Raw genomic sequence first — 26,527 nt, forward strand, 5'->3', positions numbered from 1 at the left:
GGTATGAATAATACGGGATTAGAAAATGAAAAAAGAGAAAGATTTCAAAGTTCTGATAAAAAGTCAGTAAAAGATACAATTAGCAAGTTTGGGTCCCTTCTTGGATTAATTCTTTTATGTATTGGTCTTACAATTGCATCAGAGCAATTTTTCACACTGACAAATGTCATGAATATTGCCAGGCAATCAGCTATTAATAGCTTGATATCAGTAGGTATGCTTTTAGTAATATTAACGGCGGGTATAGATAATTCAGTTGGATCAAATGTTGCACTTTCAACTTGTCTTATGGGAGTTGCAATTATTAAGTGGCACATGAACCCATATCTAGCTATGTTATTATGCTTAGCAGCTGGAACAGGGCTTGGTTATTTAAATGGAATTTTACTTACTAAACTTAGACTGCCACATCCATTTATATCAACCCTTGGAACAAAAAACGTGGCAAGAGGACTTGCACTTATTTTAACAGGAGCATCACCGCTATCAGGATTTCCAAAGTCAGTTCAATTTTTAGGAAATGGTTTTATTGGACCGATACCAATAAGCTTTATTTTAGTAATAGTTGTGTTTGTAGGATTTTCAATTTTCTTAAACAAAACTGCACAAGGAAGATATATATATGCAGTTGGGGGAAATCTTGATGCTGCAAAACTTTCAGGTATAAATGTAGATAAAACTTTGGTTCGTGCTTATGTGCTTTGTGGAGCTATGGCAGCTATAGCTGGAATAGTGCTTACAGGTAGAGTTAATGCAACGTTCCCACTAGCAGGTCTTGATTATGAGTTAGATGCAATAGCAGCATGTATCATAGGTGGAGCATCCTTTATGGGAGGTTCAGGTACAGTGTGGGGAACTCTTATTGGAGCTATGATAATGGCAGTATTAAGAAATGGACTTAACCTTCTTGGAGTATCTGCAGATGTTCAGGCTATAGCAATTGGTGTAGTTATCATTGGAGCTGTTTATGTAGACGTATTAAGAAGACAAGCAGAAAAGAAAGCAAAAACTCAAGCAGCATAGTATCAATTAAAATGGAGCTGCTAGAAAAACAGATATCACACCCAAATAGGTGGTTGTAAATAAATATAAAATTTAGGAGGTTATGCAATATGATTAAAGTTGGAGTTGCAGGATATGGAGTTATTGGACAAAGACTGGCAGATGGAGTTGCAGCGCAAAAGGACATGGAGCTTGTAGGAGTTGCAGATGTTGCACCTACACTATCTGTAAGAGCATTAAAGGAAAAAGGAATGCCATATGATTTATATAACTCACTTCCAGATAATCAAAAATTATTTGATGAGGCTGGAATAAAGATAAGCGGAACACTTGAGGATTTAGTTCAAAAGGTAGATATAATGCTTGATGCAACCAGTGCAGGAATTGGAGCAAAGAATAAAGAGATTTATACAAAATACAACAAAAAAGCAATATTCCAGGGGGGAGAGAAAAACAGCGTTGCTGATGTATTCTTCCATGGTTATGCAAACTATGAAAAGGGTGTTGGAAAACAATTTTTGAAATTAACATCCTGTAATACAACGGGACTTATAAGAGCAGTTGACTGCTTAGACAAACTAGTTGGCGTTGAAAAAGTTGCAATTACAATTATAAGACGTGTGGCTGACCCAGGTGATTATCACAGAGGACTTACAAATGCACTTCAAGTAGATAAAGCACCAAGTCATCAGGCACTAGATCTTATGACAATAATGCCACATGTAGAGGCTACTGGAATATTAGTTCATACACCAGTAACTCATGGACACATAATTACAGTAGTTGCTACCCCTAAGAAAGATATATCAAAGGAACAACTATTAGAAGCTTTTAGTAAACATCCAAGAATAAGGGTGGTAAGACTTGCAGATGGATTCCAAGGAAATGCTTCCTTATTTAGATATGCAAGAGATTTAGGTAATCCAAGAGGAGATATGTATGAAATAGCATTATTTGAAGAATCCGTAGTTAAATCAGGTAAAGATATAATGTTTGCAATAAACATTCCACAGGAAGCTGTAGTTATACCAGAAAATATGGATGCTATAAGAGCGGCTATGGAAATGCAAACTGACGGAGCAGAAGGAGTTCACGAAACAAATAAATATTTGGAGTTGGGAAAATGGATGGAAAAATAGGAACTAAAATAAAATCAATGAGAGAATTTAATTATAAAGATAAAACTGTGCTTTTAAGACTTGATATAAATTCCCCAATTGATCCTGATACAAAGAAGATAGTAAGTGAAAACAGGATAAAGAAAAGTATTCCTACACTAAATTATCTTATAGAGCAGGGAGCTAAAATTGCTATTATAGCTCATCAGGGAGACACCTTAGACTATCACAATTTAATGTCTATGAAAGAACATGCACAAAAGCTAACAGAAAGACTCGGAAGAGAAGTTAGATATATCGATGACGTTTGTGGCCCAGCAGCACAGGAGGCAGTAAAAAGTTTAAAACCTGGAGAGATCATTTTACTAGGAAATCTAAGATACTTGGCAGAGGAAATATCAACCTTTGAAGATGCTGTAAAGCTTCAGCCAAAGGAAATGCTAAATACCTATTTAGTTAGAAGTCTAGCACCTATTGTAGATTGTTATATTAATGATGCCTTTGCAGCGGCCCATAGAAATGCTCCTTCCATGGTAGCCTTTCAGGAAATACTTCCTAGTGCAGCAGGGGATTTGATGTTCAATGAGATAAGTGCACTTACAAAGGTTATGGAGACCCCAGAGAAGCCTTCAGTATTTGTTCTTGGAGGACTTAAAATATCTGATGCCTTTGGAATGATGAAACAGGTTTTAGAAAATGGCAGTGCTGATAAGATACTATGCTCTGGAATAACAGGACATATCATGCTTATGGCAAAGGGATATGATCTAGGAAAGATCAATGAAAAATTCATTAAGGATAGAAAGCTGGATGTATTTATAAAGCCAGCTAAAGAGTATTTAGAAAACTATGAAGAAAAGATAGTATATCCTGTGGACTTAGCTTATGAAGAAAATGGTTCAAGAAAAGAAATAAGTATAGAAGATTTACCAAGTGATAAGTCCTTTATGGATATAGGTCACAAAACAATAGAAATATTTGAAGAAGAACTATCTAAAGCAGGTACAATTTTTGTCAATGGACCTGCAGGAGTGTATGAAAATAAGACCTTTGAAGCTGGAACTAAGGCTATATGGAATGCTATAGCAGAAGCAAAAGGTTATTCCGTTATAGGAGGAGGAGACACTGTAAGCGCAGCACAACGCTTCATTGACACCAGCAAAATAAATTATGTATGCACTGCTGGGGGCGCCATGGTTAGATTCCTTTCAGGAGTAAAGCTTCCTTTAATAGAGGCAATGAAAAATGCTAAATAAGTAGCAGGAGGTGCAGCATGATAAGTGAAGAAAAGATAAAAGAATTAAAGGCTCTTGCCTTAAATATAAGAATAGAAACGCTTAAAGCTATTGGTACACTAGGATTTGGACATCTTGGAGGTGCCATGTCTATAGCGGATGCCATAGCAGTACTTTACGGTGGAGCTATGAACATAGATGCTAAAAACCCAAGGTGGGAAGATAGAGACTGGCTGGTATGCTCAAAGGGGCATGCTGGCCCAGCTATATATTCAGCTCTAGCACTAAAGGGATATTTTAATAAAGAAGAATTATTAACACTAAATAAGCCTGGCACTCATTTTCCAAGCCATTGTGATAGAAACTTAACCATAGGCATTGATATGACTACAGGATCCCTTGCACAAGGGGCATCTACAGCGTTAGGAGTAGCCCTTGGGAATCGCTTAAAAGGAAAAGACAATTATACCTACTTAATACTTGGAGATGGAGAAATACAGGAAGGTCAGGTGTGGGAGGCTGTAATGTGTGCTGCTCAGCAGAAGGTAGGTTATCTCATAGCTTTTGTTGATTGTAATAAGCAGCAGCTTGATGGCTTTACAAAGAACATAAATGACTTAGGAGACATAGGCAGCAAATTTGAAAGCTTTGGATGGCATGAGCAAACTATTGATGGTCATAGTGTGGAGGAAATTTACAATGCTATTAAAGAAGCTAAAGAAAATAATGGAAAGCCATCAGTAATAGTTTTAGACACAATAAAGGGAAAAGGATGCGGCTTTGCTGAAGGAGTATTGAATAACCATCATATGAACGTAAGCAAAGAGCAGATGGAAGAATCTTTAAAAGTACTGGAAAAAGAACTTGAAGAGGTGATGAAATAATGGGCGTAAAGTTAGCTGAAAAAAGAATAATTGAAGAAGTGGCAATGAGAGATATGTATTGTAAAACTCTTATGGATCTTGCTTCTAAAAATGAAAATATAGTTGCACTTGACGCTGATTTAATGAATTCCATGGGAATGATGCCTTTTCAAAAGGCTTATCCAGAAAGAACTTTTGATGTAGGGATTCAAGAAGCAAATATGGTTGGAGTGGCAGCTGGAATGTCCGCTGTGGGGATAATACCTTTTGCACACAGCTTTGCACCCTTTGCGACAAGAAGATGTTTTGACCAAATTTTCATATCCTGTGCCTATGCAAAACTTAATGTAAAAATAACTGGCAGCGACCCTGGAGTTACTGCAGCCTATAATGGAGGAACTCATATGCCCTTTGAAGATATGGGGATACTCAGAAACATTCCGAGTTTAACAATAATAGAACCTGTAGACAATGCTATGCTTAAGGATGTTTTAGAACAAATTGCAGATAAGTATGGAGTTTTTTATACAAGACTCTTAAGGAAAAATCCTGTAAAGATATACGAAGAGGGATCAACCTTTGAAATAGGAAAGGCAGTACCTTTAAGGGATGGAAGTGATGTAACAATATTTGCTACAGGAATAATGGTAGAAGAAGCATTAAAGGCAGCTGAAGAATTAGAGAAAGAAGGAATTTCCGCAAGAGTTTTAAATATGTTCACAATAAAACCAATAGATAAGGAAGCTATAGTAAAGTGTGCAGAAGAAACAGGAGCAATAGTAACTTGTGAAAACCACAGTATTATAAATGGTCTTGGCTCTGCAGTTGCAGAAGTTATAACAGAAAATATGCCCGTACCTTTAGAAAGAGTTGGAGTTTGCGATAGATTTGGTCAAGTTGGCCCTGTGGACTATTTAAAAGAGGAATATAACCTTACCTATAGTGATATTATGGCAAAGGTTAAGAGAGCAATAGAGAGAAAAAGCAAGTGAATAAATATAAATAAGAGGTGAAAGGTCATGCTTAGAATTAGACAGAATGAGGGTTTTAAATTTGGATACAATCCAATAACTACTATGGATGAAACAGAACATAATACCATGATGGACTTTGGAATATTAAGGCTTAGGAATGAACAGGTTTATATAGATAAAGATGAAAAGGAAAGAGTCTTTCTTTTAATTACAGGGGAAGTAATTTTTGAGTACGAGGATAAAAAAGAAACAGCACTTAGAAATTCATGTTTTGATGAAGATCCTTGGGTACTTCATGTACCTAAAGGTGTAGAAGTAAAAATCACTGGAGTTTCAGAGGATACAGAAATTTGTGTTACTAAAACCACCAATGATACTATATTTGAATCAAAATTTTATACAAATAAAGAATGCAGAAGTGAAAACCGCGGCGCAGGCACAATGAAGGAAGCTTGTACAAGAATAGTAAGAACAGTTTTTGATTACTCAAATGCTCCTTATTCAAACTTAGTTATAGGGGAGGATATAGATTATCCAGGTAAGTGGTCAAGTTACCCACCACATCATCATCCACAGCCAGAAATATACTTCTATAAATTTAATCCAGAAAATGGATATGGGTTTTCAGAGCTTGGTGAAGACGTGGTTAAATTAAAACACAATGATGCAGTAAAGATATTAGATGATGTAACCCATCCACAGGTAAGTGCGCCAGGATATGCGATGTACTATATATGGGTAATAAGACACATAGACGGCAATCCATATATAACTCCAGTGTTTGTTCCAGAGCATTTATGGCTTACAGATAAGGAAGCTGAAATTTGGCCAGATAAATAAAAATAGAGGTGAAAATATGAGGACTATAAGGCTTACAATGGCACAAGCTCTTATTAAGTTTTTAGATAATCAGTATGTAGAATTTGACGGAATAGAAAATAAATTTGTAAAAGGTATATTTACGATATTTGGGCATGGAAATGTATTAGGACTTGGGCAGGCATTGGAACAGGATCCGGGTGACCTAATAGTTCATCAAGGAAGAAATGAGCAGGGTATGGCTCATGCAGCTATGGGATTTGCAAAACAAAAACATAGAAGAGAGATTTATGCTTGTACTTCATCTGTTGGCCCAGGTGCAGCAAATATGGTAACTGCAGCGGCAACTGCTACTGCAAATAGGATCCCTGTATTATTTTTGCCAGGAGATGTGTATGCAACAAGACAGCCTGATCCAGTTCTTCAACAGGTAGAACAATTTTATAACCTAAACATCAGTACAAATGATGCCTTTAAGGCAGTAAGTAAATATTGGGATAGAATATCAAGACCAGAGCAGCTTATGACTGCATGTATAAATGCTATGAGAGTACTTACAAGTCCTGCAGATACTGGTGCTGTTACATTAGCCCTTCCTCAAGATGTGCAGGGTGAAGCTTATGATTATCCTGAATACTTCTTTCAAAAGAGGGTTCACAGAATAGAAAGAACACCTGCTACAAAGGAAATGCTAAGAGATGCAGTAAGTCTCATCACAAAGAAAAGTAAACCAATGCTTATATGCGGCGGCGGAGTTAGATACGCAGAAGCAGCAGAAGCATTTAAAACCTTTGCTGAAAAATTCAACATACCCTTTGGGGAAACCCAGGCAGGAAAAAGCGCAATAGTATGGGATCACGAATTAAACATGGGTGGTATAGGAGAAACAGGAAGCCTAGCTGCCAACACTATTGCAAAGGAAGCGGACCTTATTATTGGTGTAGGTACTAGATATACAGATTTTACTACATCATCAAAATGGATATTCCAAAATCCTGAAGTAAACTTCTTAAACATCAATATAGCAGCCTTTGATGCTTATAAATTAGATGGGGTAAGGGTTACAGCTGATGCTAAAGCTGCTTTAGAAGACTTGGCAATTCAACTTGAGAGGATTGAATATAAATCAGCATATACAACTGAGATAAAGAATGCTAAAGATACGTTAAATGCAGAAGTGGATAGAGTTTACAGCGTGGAATACAGTGGCGAAGACTTTGTCCCTGAAGTAAATGATGACCTGGATCAAAAGGCTGTATTTGAAGAGTTTAAAAAGATAACTGGTTCCAGCCTTACTCAGTCAGGAGTATTAGGTGTGCTTAATGAAATGCTCACCGACAAAGATATAGTTGTTGGAGCATCAGGAAGTCTTCCAGGAGATTTGCAGAGAGTTTGGAGGGCAAAGGGTGCTAACACATATCATATGGAATATGGCTATTCCTGCATGGGATATGAAGTAAATGCAAGCTTAGGCGTAAAAATAGCTGAACCTGATAAGGAAGTATATACACTTCTTGGAGATGGATCCTATATGATGCTTCATTCAGAGTTAATAACTTCTATTCAGGAAAGAAAAAAGATAAATGTGGTTGTATTTGATAACATGACCTTTGGCTGCATAAATAATCTTCAAATAGGAAATGGGATGGGAAGCTTTGGCACAGAATTTAGATTTAGAAATGAAGAAACAGGAAGACTTGATGGAGGATTTGTTCCTATAGATTTTTCTATGAATGCAGCAGCTTATGGATGTAAGACCTATACTGTTAAAACTATAGAAGAATTAAAAGAAGCTATAATTGATTCCAAAAAGCAGAAGGTTTCTACACTAATAGATGTAAAAGTGCTTCCTAAGACTATGGTTCATGGTTATGGTTCTTGGTGGAGAGTAGGAGTGGCAGAAGTATCTAATAAGGAAAAGATACAAGAGACATATAAAAAATTAAGAGAAAACATTGATAAGGCTAGACAATACTAATAGGCAGGGTGGCATAACTTAGGCTGTGCCACTAAGTCTTATATAAGATGGAGGGGAAATATTATGTTTGACAATAAAAAAGTAAAACTTGGTATTGCACCAATAGCTTGGACTAATGATGATATGCCAGAATTAGGTGGAGAAAATACCTTTGAGCAGTGTGTAAGTGAAATGGCCCTAGCTGGATTTACTGGCAGCGAAGTTGGAAATAAATATCCTAGAGACACAAATGTACTTAAAAAGGCTCTTGAGCTTAGAGGAATAAACATAGCAAGTGCTTGGTTCAGCTCCTTTCTAACAACTAAGCCCTTAGAAGAAACCGTTGAAGCTTTCATAAAACATAGAGATTTTCTTCATGAAATGGGAGCTAAGGTTATAGTTGTGGCTGAGCAGGGGCACAGTGTTCAGGGGCAAATGGAAACACCAGTATTTGATGGAAAGCCTAAGTTCACTGAAGAAGAGTGGGAAAAGCTTGCTAGAGGTCTTGAAGAACTTGGAAGACTGGCAAAAGAAAAGGATATGAAAATAGTATATCACCATCATATGGGTACTGGAGTTCAAACCACTGAAGAAGTTGATAAGCTTATGAGTATGACTGACGAAAATTTGGTTTACTTACTATTTGATACAGGACATTTCACATTTTCAGGAGAAGATCCAGAAGAAATTCTTAAGAAATATGTAAATAGAATTAAACATGTTCATCTTAAGGATATAAGAAAAGAAGTTTTAGATAGGGTTAAAGAGGAAAAGCTAAGCTTCTTAAAGGGTGTTAAGGCTGGAGTGTTTACAGTTCCTGGAGATGGAATGATTAATTTCGACCCATTATTTAAAGTACTAGAGGAAAATAATTACGAAGGTTGGTTTATTGTAGAAGCAGAACAAGATCCTGCACTTGCAAATCCACTGGAGTATGCAATAAAGGCGAGAAAATTTATAAACGAAAAAACTGGATTATAGGATAGGGGGACATAATAATGAGTAAAAAAATAAGAGTAGGTGTCATTGGAGCAGGAAGAATAGGAAAAATTCATGCTGAAAATATAGCAAAGAGATTTGGAACCGAGGCAGAGCTTGCGGCTATAGCTGATGTGTTTTTAAATGATAGCGTAAGACAGTGGGCTAAAGGCTTAGGAGTAGAAAATGTATATGATGATTATAAGAAAATAATAGATGATTCATCTATAGATGCAGTAATAATTTGCTCATCCACAAATACTCACTCAAAAATAACCGTTGAAGCAGCAGAGGCTGGAAAACATATATTTTGTGAAAAGCCAATTGATTATGATTTAGAAAAGATTGCTGGAGCACTAGAAGCAGTTAAAAAAGCAGGAGTTAAGTTCCAAGTTGGGTTTAACAGACGTTTTGATCATAACTTTAAGAAGGTTAGAGAACTTGTTTCTGAGGGGAAAATTGGAGATGTTCATATAGTAAAGGTTACTGCAAGAGATCCAGAACCTCCTTCAGCAGAATACGCAAAGGTATCTGGGGGAATGTTCCTTGATATGACTATTCATGACTTTGATATGGCTAGGTATTTAAGCGGAAGTGAAGTGGAAGAAGTTTACACGAATGCAGCAGTTCTTGTTGATCCAGCCATAGGGGAAGCAGGAGATGTGGATACAGCATTAATATCCTTAAAGTTCAAAAATGGAGCAATAGGAATTATAGATAACAGCAGAAAAGCAGTTTATGGCTATGACCAAAGAGTTGAAGTTTTTGGTTCAAAGGGATCTGCTGAAGCATCCAATGATACTCCTTCAACTGTCGTGTTAAGTACAAAGGATGGAGTTCAATCCGAAAAACCACTATACTTCTTCCTTGAAAGATATATGGAATCCTTTGCTGAAGAAATGAAGGAATTCTTTAGTGCAATAATAAATGACACAGATACTGTAGTATCAGGCATAGACGGCTTAAAGCCAGTATTATTAGGCATGGCAGCAAAGAAGTCCTACTTAGAAGGAAGACCAGTTAAGATGGATGAATTCGAAATATAAAGATGTTAGTTTTAGAAAATCCATTATAGGGAGATAGAGAAAATGGGAAAACTGTTACAAGGAAAGCTGTGTATTGTTACAGGAGCAGCAAGAGGCATGGGGAAAGCTTTGGCTCTTAAATATGCTGAACACGGAGCAGATGTAGTTTTAATGGATATAAATAAAGAGGGCCTTGAAAAAGCAGCCATTGAAGTAGAAGCTTTAGGCGCTCATGCACTGCCCATTGTAGTTAATATGGCTTCATCAAAAGAAATTAATGAAGCTATGGATAAGGTTGAAGCTAAATTTGAAAAGATAGATATTTTAGCAAACTGTGCTGGAATTTCAACCTCAAGATTAATTCTTGATGTAGAAGAAGAAGAGTGGGATAGAGTATTTAATATTAACTTAAAGTCTATTTATCTGATGTGCAGACGCACAGCTAAAAATATGATAAAGAACAAAGTTAAAAATGGAAAAATAGTCTCAATATCTTCTCAAGCGTCAAAGATTGGTGAGCTGGGAAATGGAGCTTATTGTGCATCAAAGGCAGGAGTAAATTTGCTTACTCAGGTCCTTGGACTAGAACTAGCTGAGTATGGCATTACAGTTAATGCAGTTTGTCCTGGCTATGTTAATACTGAAATGATGCAGTCAGTTTTTGAGAAGAGAGGACCAATTGAAGGAATGACTCCAAAGGAATATGAAGAGCTTTTAACAAGCTATGTGCCAATGAAAAGAATGGCCGAGCCTGAAGAAATAGCAGAGTTTATGCTTTTCTTAAGCAGTGAAAAGGCAAATTATATTACTGGAATATCTCATACTATTGCTGGAGGAAAAACGCTTATTTAGAGAGGGGATTTACTATGAGGCTTTGCATTATGACAGATGCTTTAGGATATATGCCCTTTGAGGAGATGCTTTACACTGCATCAAAATTAGGCTTTGAGTCTCTTGAGTTTGCCACTGGTAATTGGTCAAAAGCACCCCATTTAAATTTAGACGAATTACTTAGGGAATCTCAAAAACGTGAAGCTTTTATAAATGCTATAGATAGCAGAGGCCTTAAAATAGAAGCCTTAAATTGTTCAGGTAACCAGCTGGCTCCAAATGAAGAAGGGAAAGCACATGAGCTGGTAGTTCAAAAGACCTTCAAGCTTGCAGAATTGCTTGGTATTAAAACTATAGTAATGATGTCAGGACTTCCAGGGGGTGCACCACAAGATACAACCCCAAACTGGATAACCACAAGCTGGCCGCCAAGAAACAATGAAATTCTTGATTGGCAGTGGAATGAGGTAGCACTGCCTTATTGGCAAAACACCGTAAAGCTTGCAAAGAACCATGGAATTGAAAAAATTGCTTTGGAGAACCATGGATGCCAGTTGGTTTACAATACTGAAACTTTGTTTAAGCTAAGAAACCATGTTGGAGATACGGTAGGAATGAATCTTGATCCAAGTCATTTATTTTGGATGGGTGGAGATCCTATTTTAGCAGCAAGAGCGCTAGGAGATTCGATTTACCATGTCCATGCAAAGGATGTGAGAATTGAGAGAGGAATGGCAGGCGTCAGTGGGGTGCTTGATACAAAACCTATAAGTTCATTTTATACTCGTTCGTGGAATTATGTAGCAGTAGGACATGGCCACAGCATAGGCTGGTGGAAGGAATTCTTTTCTGTGGTAAGTATGACTGGCTATGATGGTGCAGTTAGTCTTGAGATGGAGGATATGACCATGGATCAGCTAGCTGGAGTTAAGAAGTCTGTGAAGGTACTAAAGGAAGCACTTCCTAGAGAATTCTAATAAAAATAATTTTTCATAGTAGGGCTTAACTCCAGTTATGCCCTGCTTTGTTATATAGGGGGATATAAATGAAGTATAGTGTAGAAATTGCTAAAACCACTATGGAAGTTGAAATTCATGATAAGAACCTTTTAGGAATACTGCATGCAAATAATGTACAGGTAGACTTAACTGGAGGAGAAGAAGTAAAAAGAGCCCTTGATAATCCAATAAATTCAAGAGGATTACACGAAATAGTTAAACCAGGGGAAAAGGTTGCAATAGTAACAAGTGATATAACAAGACCTATGCCCAGTAAGCTTGTATTGCCATACATTCTTGAAGAATTAAAAAAGTCAGGCTCAAAGGATGATGATATAACAATTGTTTTTGCATTAGGCAGTCATAGAAAACATACTGAAGAAGAAAAGAAGTATCTAGTAGGTGAAGAAATTTACAATAGGATAAAATGTATTGACAGCGATTCAAAGGATTTTGTTCACTTCGGATACACTAAAAATAATACTCCTATAGATATTTTTAGACCTGTGGCAGAAGCTGATAGGAGAATATGTCTAGGAAATATTGAGTTTCATTATTTTGCAGGCTACAGCGGAGGAGCAAAAGCTATAATGCCAGGGGTTTCCACTAGGGCAGCTATACAAGCAAATCACAGTAGAATGGTAGATGAAAAGGCACATGCAGGTAATTTAAAAACAAACCCTGTAAGAATAGATATAGAAGATACAATAAAGTTTGTTCCTATAGATTTTATATTAAATGTAGTGTTAAATGAAAATAAAGAAGTAATAAAGGCTGTGGCAGGTCACTATATAGATGCCCACAGAGAAGGATGTAAATTCCTTGATAATTTATATAAAACACCTTTAAGAGAAAAAGCTGATGTGGTAATATCGTCTATAGGTGGATTTCCTAAGGATATAAATTTGTATCAGGCACAAAAGGCTCTTGATAATGCTAAGCATGCTGTAAAAGATGGTGGAATAATAATACTTGTAGCTTCCTGTAAGGAAGGTCTTGGGGAAAAGGTCTTTGAGGATTGGATTATGGAGGCGAAAAAGCCACAAGATCTTATAGATAGAGTTAAGACAAAGTTTGAGCTTGGAGGGCATAAGGCAGCAGCTATAGCTATGGTACTTCAAAAGGCAAGGGTTTTCTTGGTATCAGAACTTGATGAGGACTTTGTGAAAAATATATTCCTAGAGCCCTATGAAGATGTGCAAAGTGCTTATGACAATGCACTAAAAATCATGGGTGAAGATGCAAAGGTTATTTTAATTCCTCATGGAGGTTCCATATTACCATATATTAAGTAGGTGAAATAGATGAAGATAGGAATTTTAACAAGTGGAGGAGATGCTCCAGGAATGAATGCTGCAATAAGGGCAGTAGTAAAATCAGCAATCCATAATGGCATAGAAGTTATGGGAATAAAACATGGGTACAAAGGTCTAATTAACGAGGAATTAGTGCCATTAGTTAGCTCTGATGTGGATGGAATTTCAGAAAAGGGTGGAACTATATTAAAAACAGCTAGATGTCCAGAATTCATGGAGGAACAAGGAAGAAAAAAGGCCCTAGAAACATTGAAAAAGTTTGAAATAGATGGCCTAGTTGTAATTGGAGGAGATGGGTCATTTCAAGGAGCAGAAAAGCTTGAAAAGCTTGGAGTAAAGGTTATAGGGCTGCCGGGGACTATAGATAATGATTTAGCCTACACTGATTACTGCATAGGATTTGATACAACTTTAAACACAGTGCTAGAGTGTATTGCTAAAATAAAAGATACGGATTCCTCCCATGAAAAAACAACTATTGTAGAGGTAATGGGGAGATACTGCGGTGATTTAGCTTTATATTCTGCCTTGGCTGGTGGAGGGGAAATAATATCTACCCCTGAAATGAAACTGGATTTTCATACTATATGTACAAAGCTAAGTGAAAACATAGGTAAAGGAAAAAATGATAATATAATCATAATAACTGAAAGAATGTATGATATAGAAGAGCTTCAAAAATACTTGGAGGAAAAGCTAAATATCAGCATAAGAAGCACAGTGCTAGGATTTGTTCAAAGAGGAGGAAACCCTTCTGCTTTTGATAGAGTTTTAGCAGGCAAAATGGGTATTAAAGCTGTAGAATTATTAATGAAAGACTCTTCTGGAAGATTTGTAGGAATTAGAGATAATAAAATAATAGATGTAGACTTTAGCAGCATAAACAATATAAATGACAATAAACAAAAGGAATATGATTTGTTAAAAGAGCTTTTGTAATAGTGCCACCCACATGGCAAGTGGCAAGTTTGAATGTAAAATAGAGTAGATATAAAAACATAGCGAAGTTGGAATTTATTTCCGACTTCGCTATGTTATATAATTAAATCAAATTTATTCTATTTAGTGATAGCAATTTCTCTTCCTTCTTTACGCCACTCAGCAAATTCAGCTGCTGCTGTGAAAAGCACGTCTGTGGATGAGTTAAGCGCTGTCTCGCAAGAATCCTGTATAACTCCTACGATAAAGCCTACACCAACTACTTGCATTGCAACGTCGTTTGGAATTCCAAAAAGGCTGCATGCTAGAGGAATAAGTAATAATGAACCACCAGCTACTCCTGAAGCGCCGCATGCGCTTACAGCTGATAGTACGCTAAGAATTAGTGCAGTAGCGATGTCTACTTCAATGCCTAGAGTGTGAACTGCCGCTAGAGCTAAAACGGAGATAGTAACAGCTGCACCAGCCATATTAATAGTAGCACCTAATGGAATAGATACTGAATAAGTGTCCTTATCTAAACCTAATTTTTTACACAAACTCATATTTACAGGGATATTTGCAGCAGAGCTACGTGTAAAGAATGCTGTAATACCACTTTCTCTTAAACATTTAAATACAAGTGGAAATGGGTTTTGACGAATACAAAAGTATACTATGATTGGATTTACAACAATAGCTACAAATGCCATACAACCAACTAAAAGTATAATTAATTTTCCATAGCTAAGTAGTGATTCGAATCCACTTGTAACAATACTATCAAATACAAGTCCCATGATTCCTAGTGGAGCAAAGTTTATAACCCATATAACCATTTGGGATAGTGCATCTGAAAAATTGGAAATCATTGTTTTTGTAGTATCAGGTGCATTTTTTAAAGCTAGGCCAAGAAGTACCGCCCAAGCTAATATACCAATATAATTGGCATTAAAAAGTGCTTTTACTGGGTTATCAACAAGGTTCATAAGTAATGCTTTAATAACTTCTGTTACACCGCCAGGAGGAGTTACGTTCTCAGCGCCAGCACCTGCAAGTGTTAAGTTTACTGGGAATATAAAGCTTCCCACAACTGCGACAAATCCAGCTAAAAATGTTCCTAAAAGATAAAGTACAATAATAGATTTCATGTTTGTTTGATGGCCAGCCTTGTGTTGAGAGATGGCTGACATTACCAAGAAAAGTACTAATATAGGTGCAATGGCTTTTAAAGCACCTACAAATAAAGAACCGAAAATAACGATTGGTTTTGCTGTTTCTGGAATAAATCTAGCTAAAATAATACCAATAACTAAACCTATAATTATTCGTTTTACAAGACTTAAATTATTCCATTTTTTTATTAGGTCTTTCATAATTTTCCTCCTTAATATTTAATGTAGTAATAATATTTTTTCATATATAATTTTGTTAGTGTTTTTAACAAATAAACACTTGTACACTCTCTGAATACGATAAATATTAACATCTTTCGACTAGGTTGTCAATAACAAGGTTTGAGGATATTTCAACCAATTTTTTTAAAATAATTTTAATAAGTTTTTGAAGGCTTTATAGAAGATGAAGCAATCAATTTATAGTGTTCGAAAGGAGGTTCATTTATTACATAAATTCAAGTAAAAACAAAATAATATATACATATACTATAAAAAGGAGAGATACATATGGAAATAATGGATAATTGGAATGATTGGAAGAAGACTCTTGGCAAGGCTGTTGATATTGGTGAAACAGTGGGAATGTCTGATAAAACCATAACTAATATAGCCGAGAAAGTTGGAACCTACCTTTCAAATAATGTAAATCCACATAATGATCAGGAGAGGCTTCTTAAAGAGATGTGGCATGCTGCAAGTGAAGATGAGAGGCAGGTTTTAGCTAAACTTGTTGTAAAAATTAGCGATAAATAAACATCTATATGAAATTCTTCTACTAATGCATAAATTAATCCAGTGGTTTTATTTTCAGCTACTGGATATTTCTATATAATAAGGGTTAAAATCAGTGAAATTAATGGATATTATAATCTAAGATTATTGTAGACAAATATCGTCAAAACAACTTATAATATAACATAGTAATAGGAGTTTCATAAGAAAAGAGGATGAAAATGAATAATATTGAAAATACGTTATTTAATGGAGAACTAGGAATAATTGCATTGCAGAGCTGTAAAGAGCTTGGAGAAAAAATAAATTATCATATTAAAGAAAAAAGAAATGAAGAAAAATCCTACCTAATAGAAACTGAGGATATAAGATTTTCTAATGGGGAAGGGAAAGTAAAACTAGGAGATTCTATAAGAGGAAAAGATGTTTACATACTTTGTGATGTTGGTAATTACAGCATCCAATATAAAATGTTTGGTTTTATGAATCATATGGGCCCAGATGAGCATTTTCAAGATATTAAGAGAACGATTTCTGCAATCAGGGGAAAAGCATCTAGAATTACTGTAATAATGCCTTTATTATATGCATCAAGACAACATAGAAGAAAGGGAAGAGAATCCCTTGACTGTGCAATGGCATTGCAGGAATTGGAAAGATTGGGAGTGCATGAGATAATAACCTTTGATGCCCATGACCCTAATGTTCAAAATGCTATTACATTAACTTCTTTTGAAAATTTATATCCTACTTTTGATATTGTGAAATCATTTATTACAAATGAGGAAGAATTAGAAATAAATAAAGATAAGTTAATAGTTATAAGTCCAGATACAGGTGCTATGGATAGAGCAATTTATTACTCTAGTGTGCTCGGGGTTGACGTAGGATTGTTCTATAAAAGAAGAGATCATTCAACAATTGTAAATGGTAAAAATCCTATTGTAGAGCATGAATACATGGGAAGAGATGTATCAGGCTGTGATGTTTTAATTGTTGATGATATGATAGCTTCAGGAGAGTCTGTATTTGATATTGCAATAGAACTTAAAAAACGTAATGTAAAAAATGTTTATGTAGCAGCTACTTTTGCATTTTTTACTGAAGGAATAGAAAAATTTCAGAAATTTTATAATGAAGGTATTATAAAGAGAGTTTATTCAACAAATCTAACTTATATTCCACAGCATGTAAGAGAAGCAGAATGGTTTAGGGAAGTTGATATGTCATTCTTTATTTCAACGATCTTAAATAAATTAAATTATGATCAATCCATAGCTTCATATTTAGATGCAACTAATGTTATTAAGGAATTACTGAATAAAGAGTAACAGCAAACTCATAATATTTAATAAATTTATTAATTACATATATAAAGCTTGAAAGTCAGTGTTTAATATTATTAAGCATTGATTTTTATTTTTTGTTTTAGGATCAGAAATGGAGTGCATTTCTAGGTTTACACGTCTTTATTCAGAAACTATACCTAAGTTTTTTAAAGCTTTACTAAATTAAGTTATTTAATGACCATAAAAATAGTTTCAGTATATTATAATATTAATTATGAATTAATAAACAAAACTATTATTAATATCATATGTATTAATAACAGGCAAAAAGTATAAAATTTAAATAGTAAGCAGAAGGGAATTTTTTAAAGTAATCTTTAAGGGGGGTTATGAATGTGAAGTTTTTTAGGAAAGCTGCCTCATTTGTAATAATGCTGGCACTGGTAGTGCTTACTGGGTGTCAAGCACAGAAACAGTCCGTGATGGAAGCTAAGGTATCTGCTCCTCCATCTGTGGAGACAATGGATATGGCTGTATACTACTTGAAGGACAATAATAATGAAATGTATCTAGTACGAGAGGTACACAAGGTTCCGAAAAGCAGCGGTGTAGCGAGGGCATCTCTGAATGAGTTGATTCTAGGCGAGCCAGTTACTCCAGGAGCTTTTAAGGTACTACCGAAAGATACGAAGATTTTAGGGATTAAAATTGAAAATGGATTGGCAACAGTGGACTTCTCTAAAGAAGTGCTTAAGGCTAATGTTGGTTCTAGTGGCGAAATGCTGGGGATTGTTAGCATGGTAAATACGCTTACAGAGTTTCCAACTATTCAAAAGGTAAAGTTTACAGTTGAGGGGAAAGATGATAATTCTATGGATTGGTGGGGACATATGGGTCTTTATCAGCAGCCTTTTAAGAGAGATCTCAGTTTTATTCATGAGCCTGCGATATGGGTCACTTCGCCTATATCAAACCAAACTGTAAAAAATACCTTTAAAATAAAAGGAAATGCTAGGGTATTCGAAGCTTTCGTAAGTTTTTGTCTCAAGGATACTCATGGTAATATTTTAGCAAAAGGTTCAACCAGGGCTGCAGCAGGTGCTCCAGAGCGTGGAGATTTTGAAATAGAAGTTAATTTCATACCATCTTCTACGGGAATGGGACAATTGGAGGTCTTTGAGGAAAGTATGAAGGATGGCAGCCCAATAAATATGGTGGTTATTCCAGTTAAGTGGTGAAAAAACAATAAATAACTATCTTAAAACTAGAATAAATATAGAAACTACAGAGATTTTTAGCACAAATTTCTGTAGCTTTTTTATTTATGAAGAGCTTTATACATAGAGAAGAATATAATTGATACGAGAAATTAGTGAAAATCTAAGTGAGGTTCTTGATACATTTATTGTAGAACTGTGTCATATGATTTATTTTGACATGCAATTTACATCATATTAAACTAAATGTAATAAATAGAAAAAATGAACAATTTTATGTCTAGTATGTTAACGAGACTTGAGATGTTATAAATAATTTTAATATTACAGAAGGTGTTATGAATTGAGGACAGATAATAATATCCCTATAGATTCCTTTTATGAACAGCTATTTGAAAATAGTAATGACATACAAGTCATAGTAGATGGTGAGAATGGACAAATTGTAAACGCCAATAAAAGAGCTTGTGAATTTTATGGATATCCTAAGGAAAAAATAAAAAAATTTAAAATACACGATATAAGTAAGGCAAAGAATTTAGAAGAAATAGGACATGTATTTAAGCAACCTTTAAATTGTAAAAGCAATGAAATATATTTAACACATAAATTAGAAAATGGTTCTAAAGAAGAGGCAAAGGTAACATTTTCAAAAATGTGCATAAATGAAAAGATATATTTCAACATGATAATATTGGATATTGTAGAAGACAACAACATTAAAGGCAAAGAGAACAACACAGAAATAGAGCTAGATGACTATGAAGAAAAACTTAAAAAAGTTGAAGTAGATTATCGCAAAATGCTGGAACATTTACCGGTGGCGGTAATAGTTTCTTTAGGAATAGAGCAAAACATGCTGTATCAAAATCCATTGTTCATAGAGTTCTTCGGGCATGCTTTTCAAGAATCTTCTGATATAACAGAGTGGTGGCGTATGGCATATCCAGATACAGAGTATCGTGAATTGGTATTAGGGGAATGGAATGCTAGGTTATCAGAAGCAATCAAAAATCAATCTAAAATTGAACCTATGGAAGTTAATTTAACTATAAAAGATGGCTCTATAAAACAAGTTTGCGTACATGCTACTGTAGTTGATGATATGAATTTTATTACTTTTATAGATATGACTGAGAGAAAAAAGGCTGAGGATGCAATACGATTGATAAATTCCTATAATCGCAGTCTGATTGAAACTAGTCTAGATGTTCTTATGACAATTGATTCACAGGGCAGCATTAGAGATGTAAATTCAACAACAGAAAAAGCTACTGGATACTCACGTGAAGAACTTATTGGGACATATATTTTTAACTATTTTACTAATCTTGAGAAGTCGAAGGATGCACATAAGCAAGTTTTTAAGAACGGTATTATTCAGGAATGCGAGCTTGAACTTAAGCATAAGGATGGTCATGTCACTACAGTAATTTGTAATGGCGCAGTTTATAAGGATGAGTGTGGACAAGTGGAAGGAGCCTTTGTGTCTGCTAGAGATATTAATGAGCGTAAGATGAGAGAATCAGAATTAGAAAGACAAAAGTCAGCAGCAGAGGAAGCAAATGTTTTAAAAAGTGAATTTCTTGCTAATATGTCTCATGAATTAAGAACTCCAGTAAATGTTATTTTTAGTGCAATTCAACTTTTTGAGTTATATTTTAAGAAAAGTTCAGATACTAATTCACTAAATTGCGATAAGCATTTGAAAGCAATGAAGCAAAATTGTCATAGATTATTGAGGCTTATAAACAATCTTATTGATATAACAAAAATAGGTGCAGGTTTTATGGAGTTACAGCTTAAAAATGTGAATGTAGTAAGTATAGTAGAGGAGATAACCCTTTCGGTTGGAGAATATGCAAATGTGAAGGATATATATGTGCAATTTGATACTGAAGTTGAAGAAAAAATAATGGCTTTAGATCCGGATAAATTGGAAAGAATATTTCTTAATTTACTTTCCAATGCTATTAAGTTTACAAGTAAAAATGGAAAGATTTTTGTAAATATCTACGATAGAGGAACAAGCGTGGTGATTTCAGTAAAAGATACCGGTATTGGTATACCACAGGATAAAATAAATGAAATATTTGAGAGATTTATTCAAGTAGAGAATACGATGGTGAGAACTAATGAAGGAAGCGGCATCGGACTTTCTATTGTTAAGTCTTTTGTTGAAATACAAGGTGGTACAATTAATGTATTAAGTGAGGTAGGTCTGGGGAGCGAATTTATAATAGAATTTCCAGTAAATGTTTTATCAGAAGAATATCACGAAGATTATAATATTATAGACAATAAACAAAATTATGCGGAAGTGCTAAATATTGAGTTTTCTGACATATATAAATAATCTACATAAAATTGAATTTCAGTTAACAATATAAAGGGCATCTGTAGTCTATAAGCTACAGATGCCTCTTATATTGTTACTGACTTACTTGGATAAATTGTGTTAAATTTCCGAAATTGTTACAAATTGTATTTATATTCTTAATAGTATTAGTTATAATTATATTATAATCTTTTGTGGGAAATATAGTTTTGAAGGGTATTAATGTTTTAGATTATATGCGGAAATTGATTAGAAATATTTTTGAATTTTTAAGATATGCAGATCAATTGATGTATTACCAAAAGCAAATTAGAAAGAATAAGTTATAAGTTAAAGTATGTAGTACATTTAGAAAGGAGAACTTATGAAAAAGTTCATTATTTTAACAGAAAGTGGAGCAGATGTACCTTTAGACCTAGTAAACTTACACCAAATTTGCGTGCTTCCAATGCATGTAATTATGGATAATATAGATTATTTGGATGGTTCTATACCTGTAACAGAAGTATACGATTATTATAAGAGAACTAAGAAGATACCAACAACATCAGCCATAAATCCTAATGAATATCAGCATATGTTTGAAAAAATAACCGAAGAAAATCCCGGATGCAGTATTATTCACATCAGCTATTCATCTAAGGCTTCCTGTACCTATCAAAATGCCTTGATTGCTTCGGATGGCGTGAAAAATGTTTATCATGTTGATTCTTTAAGTGTTTCGGGGGGAGAAGCAGCAATTGTACTTAAAGCAGCTGAGCTTGCCCAAAAGTATCCAGAGATTTCACCAGGAGACTTAGTTAATAAAATTAAATCTTTTGTGGATAGGGCAAGGGTATCCTTTATTCCTGGGAACCTCGAATATCTAAAGGCTGGAGGACGTTTGTCAAATGCGGCATATTTAGGTGCGTCCATACTTCAGCTGAAGCCATTAATTGAAATTGTAGACGGCAAATTGGTTGCAACAAAAAAGTACCGCGGTATAATGAGTCGTGTTGCTCAGAAATATTTAAATGAATATTTTGATAGATATAATTTTGATAAAGAGCAAATTTGCTTTTTATATTCATTAGGACTTGAGGAACACATAAAACATAGTATAGAACAAATAGCAAAAGAAAGAGGCTTTAAAAAAATTATATGGACTCAGACAGGCTGCGTAATTTCAACTCATAGTGGGCCTGGAGCTATTGGAATAGCAGGATTTGAAATTTAATGTGAAATTAGTTTCAAAAAGAAATATAAAGATACAAAATAAGAGGTGAGCTTGTGCTTACCTCTTATAATTTATAAATATAGGTCAAATCATGGAAAATTGTTACTACATATTGGATAAAACCTGTATAACCTCATTTATATCAGGGAGTTCTTGGGAATAATACACCTTTGCCCATTTAACTTTACCACTTTCGTCTATTATAATGTTTGCTCGTTCTGATACTCCATGTTCCTCATTAAATATTCCATAGTCTTTTGCAACTTTTCCATGAGGCCAAAAGTCTGAAGGAAGACTTACATTATTAACTAAGATTGCTGCTGCCCATGCCTTTTTACAAGGTGTGGGGTCAACGCTGAATCCAAGAGGAACTGTATTGAGTTTTTGAAAGGTCTGCCAGTTATTTTCTAGTGCTCTCATTTGATCAGTACATACTGGTGTCCAAGCAATGGGATGCCAAGAGAGCAGTACCTTTTTTCCTCTATAGTCTGATAAATTTATGTCTTGGTCTTTATCATCTTTTACGCTGAAGTCTGGTGCAACACTGCCAACCTCAATAAGTTTCATTATTTTAGTCTCCTTTCAATGATACATGTATTAATATTAGGATGCTCTTGTAGGTAAAATTTATGCAGAATGTGGAGCTTTATGGATGGCTTGAAGTGAGATTTGTCAATAGGAAAAAAATATGATACTATATGATGGCATATAAGGAACCCCTTATATATTTTTTGTAAACTTCAAGTTTATAATTAATATTTATGCTAAGTAGTAATGGTAAAATAATTCTTATATATTAAAATTAACAACAAGTGGAGGAAACAAAATTATGCTTAATTTACCAAATTGTCCAAAATGTAATTCAGAGTACACTTATGAAAATGGAAATGTTTTGGTTTGCCCAGAATGTGCTCATGAATGGACTTCAGAATCAGGAAATGAAAATAGTGAAGATAAAAAGATTGTTAAAGATTCAAATGGGAATATATTAAATGATGGTGATTCTGTAACAGTAATTAAAGACTTAAAGGTAAAAGGAAGTTCATCATCTATAAAGATGGGTACAAAAGTAAAAAACATAAGATTAGTTGATGGAGATCATGATATTGATTGTAAAATTGATGGTTTTGGAGCTATGAAATTAAAATCTGAATTTGTTAAAAAGATATAGAAAATTATATACTAAGTAATGATAGTCCATTTTTATAAATTTTAACAAATTCACCAATAAGAAGAGTAAAAGCTTGAAAATGAAATGTAAATATAATGAAGAACATGCAAACATTGTTGACAATTATATGTTTTTATTTTAGAATGTAAATGATATACAAAGTGAATAATTTACTAGTTGAAGGATATAAGAGACGACTTTAAAAGTGGCCGAAGGGACAAGCTTTATTTTATCCCAATGAAATAAAGTGAAATTCTCAGGCAAAAGGATTATACCTGGATAGACTCTGGATACAAACAGAGAGAGCAAACTTGGGGTTTGTTCTCTCTTTATTTTTTTATTTTTTTACGAGAATAGCTATTCCAATATATAAAACTAAATATACACTGTACTAGGTGAAGGGTATAAGAGAGAGCTTAAAGTTTTAGGCCGCCGAAGGGACAAACTTTATTTTATCCCAATGAAATAAAGTGAAATTCTCAGGCAAAAGGATTATATCTGGATAGACTCTGGACTAAACAGAGAGAGCAAACTTGGGGTTTGTTCTCTCTTCATTTTTTTTCTTAAATTACATTAAAAGACTCACAGAGAGGAGATATCTTATGGGAGATTCTAATAATATTAAAAAAGGTTATTTTTATGCATTACTTGCAGGAGCTTCTTGGGGTGCTATGGGAATTTTTCTGAAGAACTTAGCTGATTTTGGGTTTGATTCTATGACGATATCATCTTTTAGGCCCACTGTTGCAGTAATAGCTTATATTATTATCAACTTAATAAAAGATCCAAAGTGTTTTAAAACAGATTTAAAAGGACTATTGCTATTTGCTATTTACGGTGTATTTGCCTTAGATGGAATGTTTATAGCTTCTACTTATGCAGTTAAGTATACAGGAGTTGCTACTGCTTCAGTTCTATTGTTTATTAACCCTATTATTGTAGTAGTTTTATCCTACTTTATATTCAAGGAGAAATTTACAGTTAAAAAATTTATAGCTTTAATATTAGCTATAGTAGGGTGCTGCTTAGTAGTAAAAGCATATGATAGTAGTGCTTTTAAAGTAAATTTAATAGGTATTATATGGGGAGTAACTTCTGGCTTTGCAGTTGCACTTCAAAATATTTTAGGTAAAATAGGTATAAAAAAATATTCATATAAAACTCATTTAATATATTCATTTTTATTTGGAGCAATATTCTTATGGTTCTTTGCACCACCATGGACATTAGTAACATCGGTTAAGGACACATCTTCATTAGGCAACATTATTGGACTTGGGGTTGTGTCTACTCTTGTACCAAATTGTTCAATTGTTAAATCACTTCAATACATTGAATCAGGTAAAGCAAGTATTGTAGCAAGTGTAGAACCTGTAATAGCCTCAATATTAGCATTTATAATATTTGGTGAATTATTTGAAATTCCTCAGTTAATAGGTATAGTTTTGATTATGTCTTCAATAATTCTAATTCAGCTAAAGGAGAAATTGCAAAATGATGAGGAAGAAAAGATATCTTTGAGTATAAGGAATACTACAAATGATAGGACGATTGAGGATATGGATAATGAAATAAAAGATAATCCTAATACTAAGGTAAAATTAAAAAGACCAAGTGAAAAATTCAAAGGTCAAATAGTATTTACTAGAGAATGAGAGAGTTAGCACTCTTTCATTCTTTTTGTTTTTATATGGATTTAGATGATGTTTTTAATAGACAAAATAGTAAAAATGTGTTATATTATGGCGTGGTGAACAAATAAAGATATAACAATAGTAGATGACTATTAGTAAATATTAAAAAGTCAAATATTATTACGATACTGGTGTATTTGTTTTGAGAATAAGATATTAATCCCATAACTCCAAATGTATATTTAGGAAGGGTGCGTTGAGAAAATGAAGGAAATGATAGATGTATTTAGAAAGGAAAAGAAATATATTATATCCCAAATAGCATCTAGTAAGTTGTATCAATTGCTTTCGCAGGTTCTACATGAAGATGTACATAATTCTTCTAATGGTGGTTATATGGTAAGGTCATTATATTTTGATACAATAGATAATACTGATTATACAGAAAAAGAAGAAGGCTATGAATATCGAAAAAAAGTAAGGCTGCGTATTTATTCTCCAAGCGAGAATACTGCGAAACTGGAATTGAAAGAGAAAATGGGAGATAGCCAGCGCAAACGCTCACTTACAATTTCAAAGGAAGATGCATTGATGTTAATAGCAGGAAGATATGAATGCTTATTAGCTTACAAAAGTCCTTTTGCAGAAGAAATGTATTTTCTTATGGTGCAGCAGCTTTATATGGCAAAATGCATTGTTGAATACAACCGAACTGCATTTTACGTACCAGAAAATGATATACGCATTACCCTTGATGCTCGTATTGCAGCAACCGAAAATAATTTAGATTTATTTGATGAAAATATAAATTTATATCCAGTTAGCAATTTTGATGATGTAACATTAGAAGTAAAATATAATGGATTTTTATTAAGTTATGTTAGAGATTTATTGGCAACATGTAATAAAATGGCTACTTCAAACAGTAAATATTGTTTAGCTAGAAGTGTTAGCCAATGTAATGGTGGGTTATTTACGTAAAGATAGTTCTTAAGTCAATAATATAATAATTTATGCATTTAAGTATGGAGGAAACTATGAAAGAACAATTGTTTGATTACTTAGTTACAAATACCGGGGCGTTAACATTAGAAGGAGTTTTATTTAATTTTTTAATGGCAGTTGTGCTAAGTGCTGTTATATATATATCTTATCGTTTTTCACATTCCGGTGCATTATATAGTGCACGTTTTAATGTGTCTTTAGTTATGCTTACGCTAATCACAACTTTGGTTATGAACGTAATTGGAAATAATATAGCCCTATCATTAGGAATGGTTGGTGCTCTATCTATTGTGCGTTTCCGTACAGCTATCAAAGATCCAAGAGATACAGCATATATCTTTTGGTGCATTGCTGTTGGAATATGCTGTGGTGTTTCAGAATTTATGATTGCTGGAGTTGGATCAGCAGTAATATTTTTATTTTTATTAGCGTTTGGAATGGTTAAAACTAATGAACGCTATCTACTTGTTATTCGTGGGCAACGTAAGTGTGAAGAATATATCGAAAAAATTGTAAATGCTCAATATAAAGGTAAAGCACGTTTAAGAGTAAAGAACACTTCGCCTGAAACAGTAGAGTATATATACGAGCTTTCTCAAGTAATAATTAATGCTGTAAATAAAAATGAAGAATCTATTACGGACAAGCTATATAAAGACGAAGGTATTGCGAATGTTAATATTGTATGCCAAAATGATGAGATAAATCGATAA

Annotated in this window: 24 protein-coding genes and 2 riboswitches; of the genes, 22 read left to right on the forward strand and 2 right to left on the reverse strand. The window is 34.2% G+C overall.

Features of this window, described 5'->3' with window-relative positions:
* Window positions 1-3: 3 nt before the first annotated feature.
* From JOC70_RS14920 to pfkA, 13 genes are all read left to right on the forward strand, one after another.
* The gene (locus JOC70_RS14920; RefSeq protein WP_204599690.1) at window positions 4-1,023 is read left to right on the forward strand and encodes an ABC transporter permease; all 1,020 of its coding nucleotides are present in this window, start codon (window positions 4-6) and stop codon (window positions 1,021-1,023) included.
* Between the two features lie 89 nt (window positions 1,024-1,112).
* Window positions 1,113-2,141, forward strand: a complete 1,029-nt coding sequence (locus JOC70_RS14925) for a type II glyceraldehyde-3-phosphate dehydrogenase (RefSeq protein WP_204599691.1) — start codon at window positions 1,113-1,115, stop codon at window positions 2,139-2,141.
* Window positions 2,126-3,376, forward strand: coding sequence for a phosphoglycerate kinase (locus JOC70_RS14930; RefSeq protein WP_207755323.1), 1,251 nt, complete (start codon window positions 2,126-2,128; stop codon window positions 3,374-3,376). The genes JOC70_RS14925 and JOC70_RS14930 overlap by 16 nt, the downstream gene beginning before the upstream one ends.
* 17 nt (window positions 3,377-3,393) lie before the next feature.
* Window positions 3,394-4,239, forward strand: a complete 846-nt coding sequence (locus JOC70_RS14935; protein WP_204599692.1) for a transketolase — start codon at window positions 3,394-3,396, stop codon at window positions 4,237-4,239.
* Window positions 4,239-5,210, forward strand: coding sequence for a transketolase family protein (locus tag JOC70_RS14940; RefSeq protein ID WP_204599693.1), 972 nt, complete (start codon window positions 4,239-4,241; stop codon window positions 5,208-5,210). The genes JOC70_RS14935 and JOC70_RS14940 overlap by 1 nt, the downstream gene beginning before the upstream one ends.
* Window positions 5,211-5,237: 27 nt before the next feature.
* Window positions 5,238-6,032 carry a 5-deoxy-glucuronate isomerase gene (locus tag JOC70_RS14945; protein ID WP_204599694.1) on the forward strand — a complete coding sequence of 265 codons (795 nt, stop codon included), beginning with the start codon at window positions 5,238-5,240 and terminating at the stop codon, window positions 6,030-6,032.
* A 16-nt stretch (window positions 6,033-6,048) separates the two neighbouring features.
* Window positions 6,049-7,989 (forward strand): 3D-(3,5/4)-trihydroxycyclohexane-1,2-dione acylhydrolase (decyclizing), encoded by a 1,941-nt coding sequence (iolD, locus tag JOC70_RS14950; protein WP_204599695.1) that lies wholly within the window; start codon window positions 6,049-6,051, stop codon window positions 7,987-7,989.
* 63 nt (window positions 7,990-8,052) lie between these two features.
* Complete coding sequence (gene iolE / locus JOC70_RS14955; protein ID WP_204599696.1) at window positions 8,053-8,949, forward strand: myo-inosose-2 dehydratase; 897 nt, start codon at window positions 8,053-8,055, stop codon at window positions 8,947-8,949.
* 17 nt (window positions 8,950-8,966) lie between these two features.
* Window positions 8,967-9,992, forward strand: coding sequence for an inositol 2-dehydrogenase (iolG, locus tag JOC70_RS14960; protein WP_204599697.1), 1,026 nt, complete (start codon window positions 8,967-8,969; stop codon window positions 9,990-9,992).
* A gap of 42 nt (window positions 9,993-10,034) precedes the next feature.
* Window positions 10,035-10,823, forward strand: coding sequence for an SDR family NAD(P)-dependent oxidoreductase (locus JOC70_RS14965; RefSeq protein WP_204599698.1), 789 nt, complete (start codon window positions 10,035-10,037; stop codon window positions 10,821-10,823).
* A 14-nt stretch (window positions 10,824-10,837) separates the two neighbouring features.
* A complete protein-coding gene (locus tag JOC70_RS14970; RefSeq protein WP_204599699.1) occupies window positions 10,838-11,779 on the forward strand; it encodes a sugar phosphate isomerase/epimerase family protein in 942 nt (313 codons plus the stop codon).
* Window positions 11,780-11,847: 68 nt separating this feature from the next.
* Window positions 11,848-13,095 carry a nickel-dependent malate racemase, LarAH6 family gene (gene larAH6, locus JOC70_RS14975; protein ID WP_204599700.1) on the forward strand — a complete coding sequence of 416 codons (1,248 nt, stop codon included), beginning with the start codon at window positions 11,848-11,850 and terminating at the stop codon, window positions 13,093-13,095.
* Between the two features lie 9 nt (window positions 13,096-13,104).
* A complete protein-coding gene (pfkA, locus tag JOC70_RS14980; protein ID WP_204599701.1) occupies window positions 13,105-14,055 on the forward strand; it encodes a 6-phosphofructokinase in 951 nt (316 codons plus the stop codon).
* A 119-nt stretch (window positions 14,056-14,174) separates the two neighbouring features.
* Here the strand turns inward: pfkA and sstT are convergent, their stop codons facing one another.
* Window positions 14,175-15,410: a serine/threonine transporter SstT gene (sstT, locus tag JOC70_RS14985; RefSeq protein WP_204599702.1), complete on the reverse strand. Its 1,236-nt coding sequence runs from the start codon at window positions 15,408-15,410 to the stop codon at window positions 14,175-14,177.
* A 309-nt stretch (window positions 15,411-15,719) separates the two neighbouring features.
* On the opposite strand from sstT, the gene JOC70_RS14990 reads away from it, so the two are divergent.
* The 5 genes from JOC70_RS14990 (at window position 15,720) to JOC70_RS15010 (ending at window position 22,004) form a co-directional block, all read left to right on the forward strand.
* The gene (locus JOC70_RS14990; RefSeq protein ID WP_204599703.1) at window positions 15,720-15,965 is read left to right on the forward strand and encodes a DUF3243 domain-containing protein; all 246 of its coding nucleotides are present in this window, start codon (window positions 15,720-15,722) and stop codon (window positions 15,963-15,965) included.
* Between the two features lie 200 nt (window positions 15,966-16,165).
* Window positions 16,166-17,275, forward strand: a complete 1,110-nt coding sequence (locus JOC70_RS14995; RefSeq protein ID WP_204599704.1) for a ribose-phosphate pyrophosphokinase — start codon at window positions 16,166-16,168, stop codon at window positions 17,273-17,275.
* Window positions 17,276-17,622: 347 nt separating this feature from the next.
* Window positions 17,623-18,471 (forward strand): Gmad2 immunoglobulin-like domain-containing protein, encoded by an 849-nt coding sequence (locus JOC70_RS15000; RefSeq protein ID WP_204599705.1) that lies wholly within the window; start codon window positions 17,623-17,625, stop codon window positions 18,469-18,471.
* A 322-nt stretch (window positions 18,472-18,793) separates the two neighbouring features.
* Entirely contained in the window at window positions 18,794-20,806 is a 2,013-nt protein-coding gene (locus JOC70_RS15005; protein ID WP_204599706.1) for a sensor histidine kinase, read from the forward strand.
* A gap of 346 nt (window positions 20,807-21,152) precedes the next feature.
* The gene (locus JOC70_RS15010; RefSeq protein WP_204599707.1) at window positions 21,153-22,004 is read left to right on the forward strand and encodes a DegV family protein; all 852 of its coding nucleotides are present in this window, start codon (window positions 21,153-21,155) and stop codon (window positions 22,002-22,004) included.
* 105 nt (window positions 22,005-22,109) lie between these two features.
* Here the strand turns inward: JOC70_RS15010 and JOC70_RS15015 are convergent, their stop codons facing one another.
* On the reverse strand, window positions 22,110-22,571 hold the full coding sequence (locus JOC70_RS15015; RefSeq protein WP_204599708.1) for a redoxin domain-containing protein: 462 nt from the start codon (window positions 22,569-22,571) through the stop codon (window positions 22,110-22,112).
* 262 nt (window positions 22,572-22,833) lie between these two features.
* Between JOC70_RS15015 and JOC70_RS15020 the strand changes: the two genes are divergently transcribed.
* From JOC70_RS15020 to JOC70_RS15035, 4 genes are all read left to right on the forward strand, one after another.
* Entirely contained in the window at window positions 22,834-23,175 is a 342-nt protein-coding gene (locus JOC70_RS15020; RefSeq protein ID WP_204599709.1) for a zinc ribbon domain-containing protein YjdM, read from the forward strand.
* A 177-nt stretch (window positions 23,176-23,352) separates the two neighbouring features.
* Window positions 23,353-23,457: riboswitch (glycine riboswitch) on the forward strand.
* 113 nt (window positions 23,458-23,570) lie between these two features.
* A riboswitch (glycine riboswitch) is annotated at window positions 23,571-23,680 on the forward strand.
* 97 nt (window positions 23,681-23,777) lie between these two features.
* Window positions 23,778-24,830: a DMT family transporter gene (locus tag JOC70_RS15025; RefSeq protein ID WP_204599710.1), complete on the forward strand. Its 1,053-nt coding sequence runs from the start codon at window positions 23,778-23,780 to the stop codon at window positions 24,828-24,830.
* A gap of 243 nt (window positions 24,831-25,073) precedes the next feature.
* Window positions 25,074-25,790: a polyphosphate polymerase domain-containing protein gene (locus tag JOC70_RS15030; protein ID WP_204599711.1), complete on the forward strand. Its 717-nt coding sequence runs from the start codon at window positions 25,074-25,076 to the stop codon at window positions 25,788-25,790.
* A gap of 56 nt (window positions 25,791-25,846) precedes the next feature.
* Complete coding sequence (locus JOC70_RS15035) at window positions 25,847-26,527, forward strand: DUF4956 domain-containing protein (protein WP_204599712.1); 681 nt, start codon at window positions 25,847-25,849, stop codon at window positions 26,525-26,527.

This window comes from Clostridium pascui, assembly GCF_016908015.1.
Lineage (GTDB): Bacteria > Bacillota > Clostridia > Clostridiales > Clostridiaceae > Clostridium_AK > Clostridium_AK pascui.

Coding starts and splice junctions, on each gene's coding strand:
- JOC70_RS14990 (WP_204599703.1), top strand. CDS start 15,720: ATGGAAATAATGGATAATTGGAATGATTGGAAGAAGACTCTTGGCAAG.
- JOC70_RS15030 (WP_204599711.1), top strand. CDS start 25,074: ATGAAGGAAATGATAGATGTATTTAGAAAGGAAAAGAAATATATTATA.
- JOC70_RS14935 (WP_204599692.1), top strand. CDS start 3,394: ATGATAAGTGAAGAAAAGATAAAAGAATTAAAGGCTCTTGCCTTAAAT.
- JOC70_RS14945 (WP_204599694.1), top strand. CDS start 5,238: ATGCTTAGAATTAGACAGAATGAGGGTTTTAAATTTGGATACAATCCA.
- JOC70_RS14965 (WP_204599698.1), top strand. CDS start 10,035: ATGGGAAAACTGTTACAAGGAAAGCTGTGTATTGTTACAGGAGCAGCA.
- JOC70_RS15020 (WP_204599709.1), top strand. CDS start 22,834: ATGCTTAATTTACCAAATTGTCCAAAATGTAATTCAGAGTACACTTAT.
- JOC70_RS14930 (WP_207755323.1), top strand. CDS start 2,126: ATGGATGGAAAAATAGGAACTAAAATAAAATCAATGAGAGAATTTAAT.
- JOC70_RS14940 (WP_204599693.1), top strand. CDS start 4,239: ATGGGCGTAAAGTTAGCTGAAAAAAGAATAATTGAAGAAGTGGCAATG.
- JOC70_RS14995 (WP_204599704.1), top strand. CDS start 16,166: ATGAATAATATTGAAAATACGTTATTTAATGGAGAACTAGGAATAATT.
- JOC70_RS15010 (WP_204599707.1), top strand. CDS start 21,153: ATGAAAAAGTTCATTATTTTAACAGAAAGTGGAGCAGATGTACCTTTA.
- JOC70_RS14970 (WP_204599699.1), top strand. CDS start 10,838: ATGAGGCTTTGCATTATGACAGATGCTTTAGGATATATGCCCTTTGAG.
- JOC70_RS15000 (WP_204599705.1), top strand. CDS start 17,623: ATGAATGTGAAGTTTTTTAGGAAAGCTGCCTCATTTGTAATAATGCTG.
- iolD (WP_204599695.1), top strand. CDS start 6,049: ATGAGGACTATAAGGCTTACAATGGCACAAGCTCTTATTAAGTTTTTA.
- JOC70_RS14920 (WP_204599690.1), top strand. CDS start 4: ATGAATAATACGGGATTAGAAAATGAAAAAAGAGAAAGATTTCAAAGT.
- JOC70_RS15035 (WP_204599712.1), top strand. CDS start 25,847: ATGAAAGAACAATTGTTTGATTACTTAGTTACAAATACCGGGGCGTTA.
- pfkA (WP_204599701.1), top strand. CDS start 13,105: ATGAAGATAGGAATTTTAACAAGTGGAGGAGATGCTCCAGGAATGAAT.
- JOC70_RS14925 (WP_204599691.1), top strand. CDS start 1,113: ATGATTAAAGTTGGAGTTGCAGGATATGGAGTTATTGGACAAAGACTG.
- larAH6 (WP_204599700.1), top strand. CDS start 11,848: ATGAAGTATAGTGTAGAAATTGCTAAAACCACTATGGAAGTTGAAATT.
- iolG (WP_204599697.1), top strand. CDS start 8,967: ATGAGTAAAAAAATAAGAGTAGGTGTCATTGGAGCAGGAAGAATAGGA.
- JOC70_RS15025 (WP_204599710.1), top strand. CDS start 23,778: ATGGGAGATTCTAATAATATTAAAAAAGGTTATTTTTATGCATTACTT.
- sstT (WP_204599702.1), bottom strand. CDS start 15,410: ATGAAAGACCTAATAAAAAAATGGAATAATTTAAGTCTTGTAAAACGA.
- JOC70_RS15015 (WP_204599708.1), bottom strand. CDS start 22,571: ATGAAACTTATTGAGGTTGGCAGTGTTGCACCAGACTTCAGCGTAAAA.
- iolE (WP_204599696.1), top strand. CDS start 8,053: ATGTTTGACAATAAAAAAGTAAAACTTGGTATTGCACCAATAGCTTGG.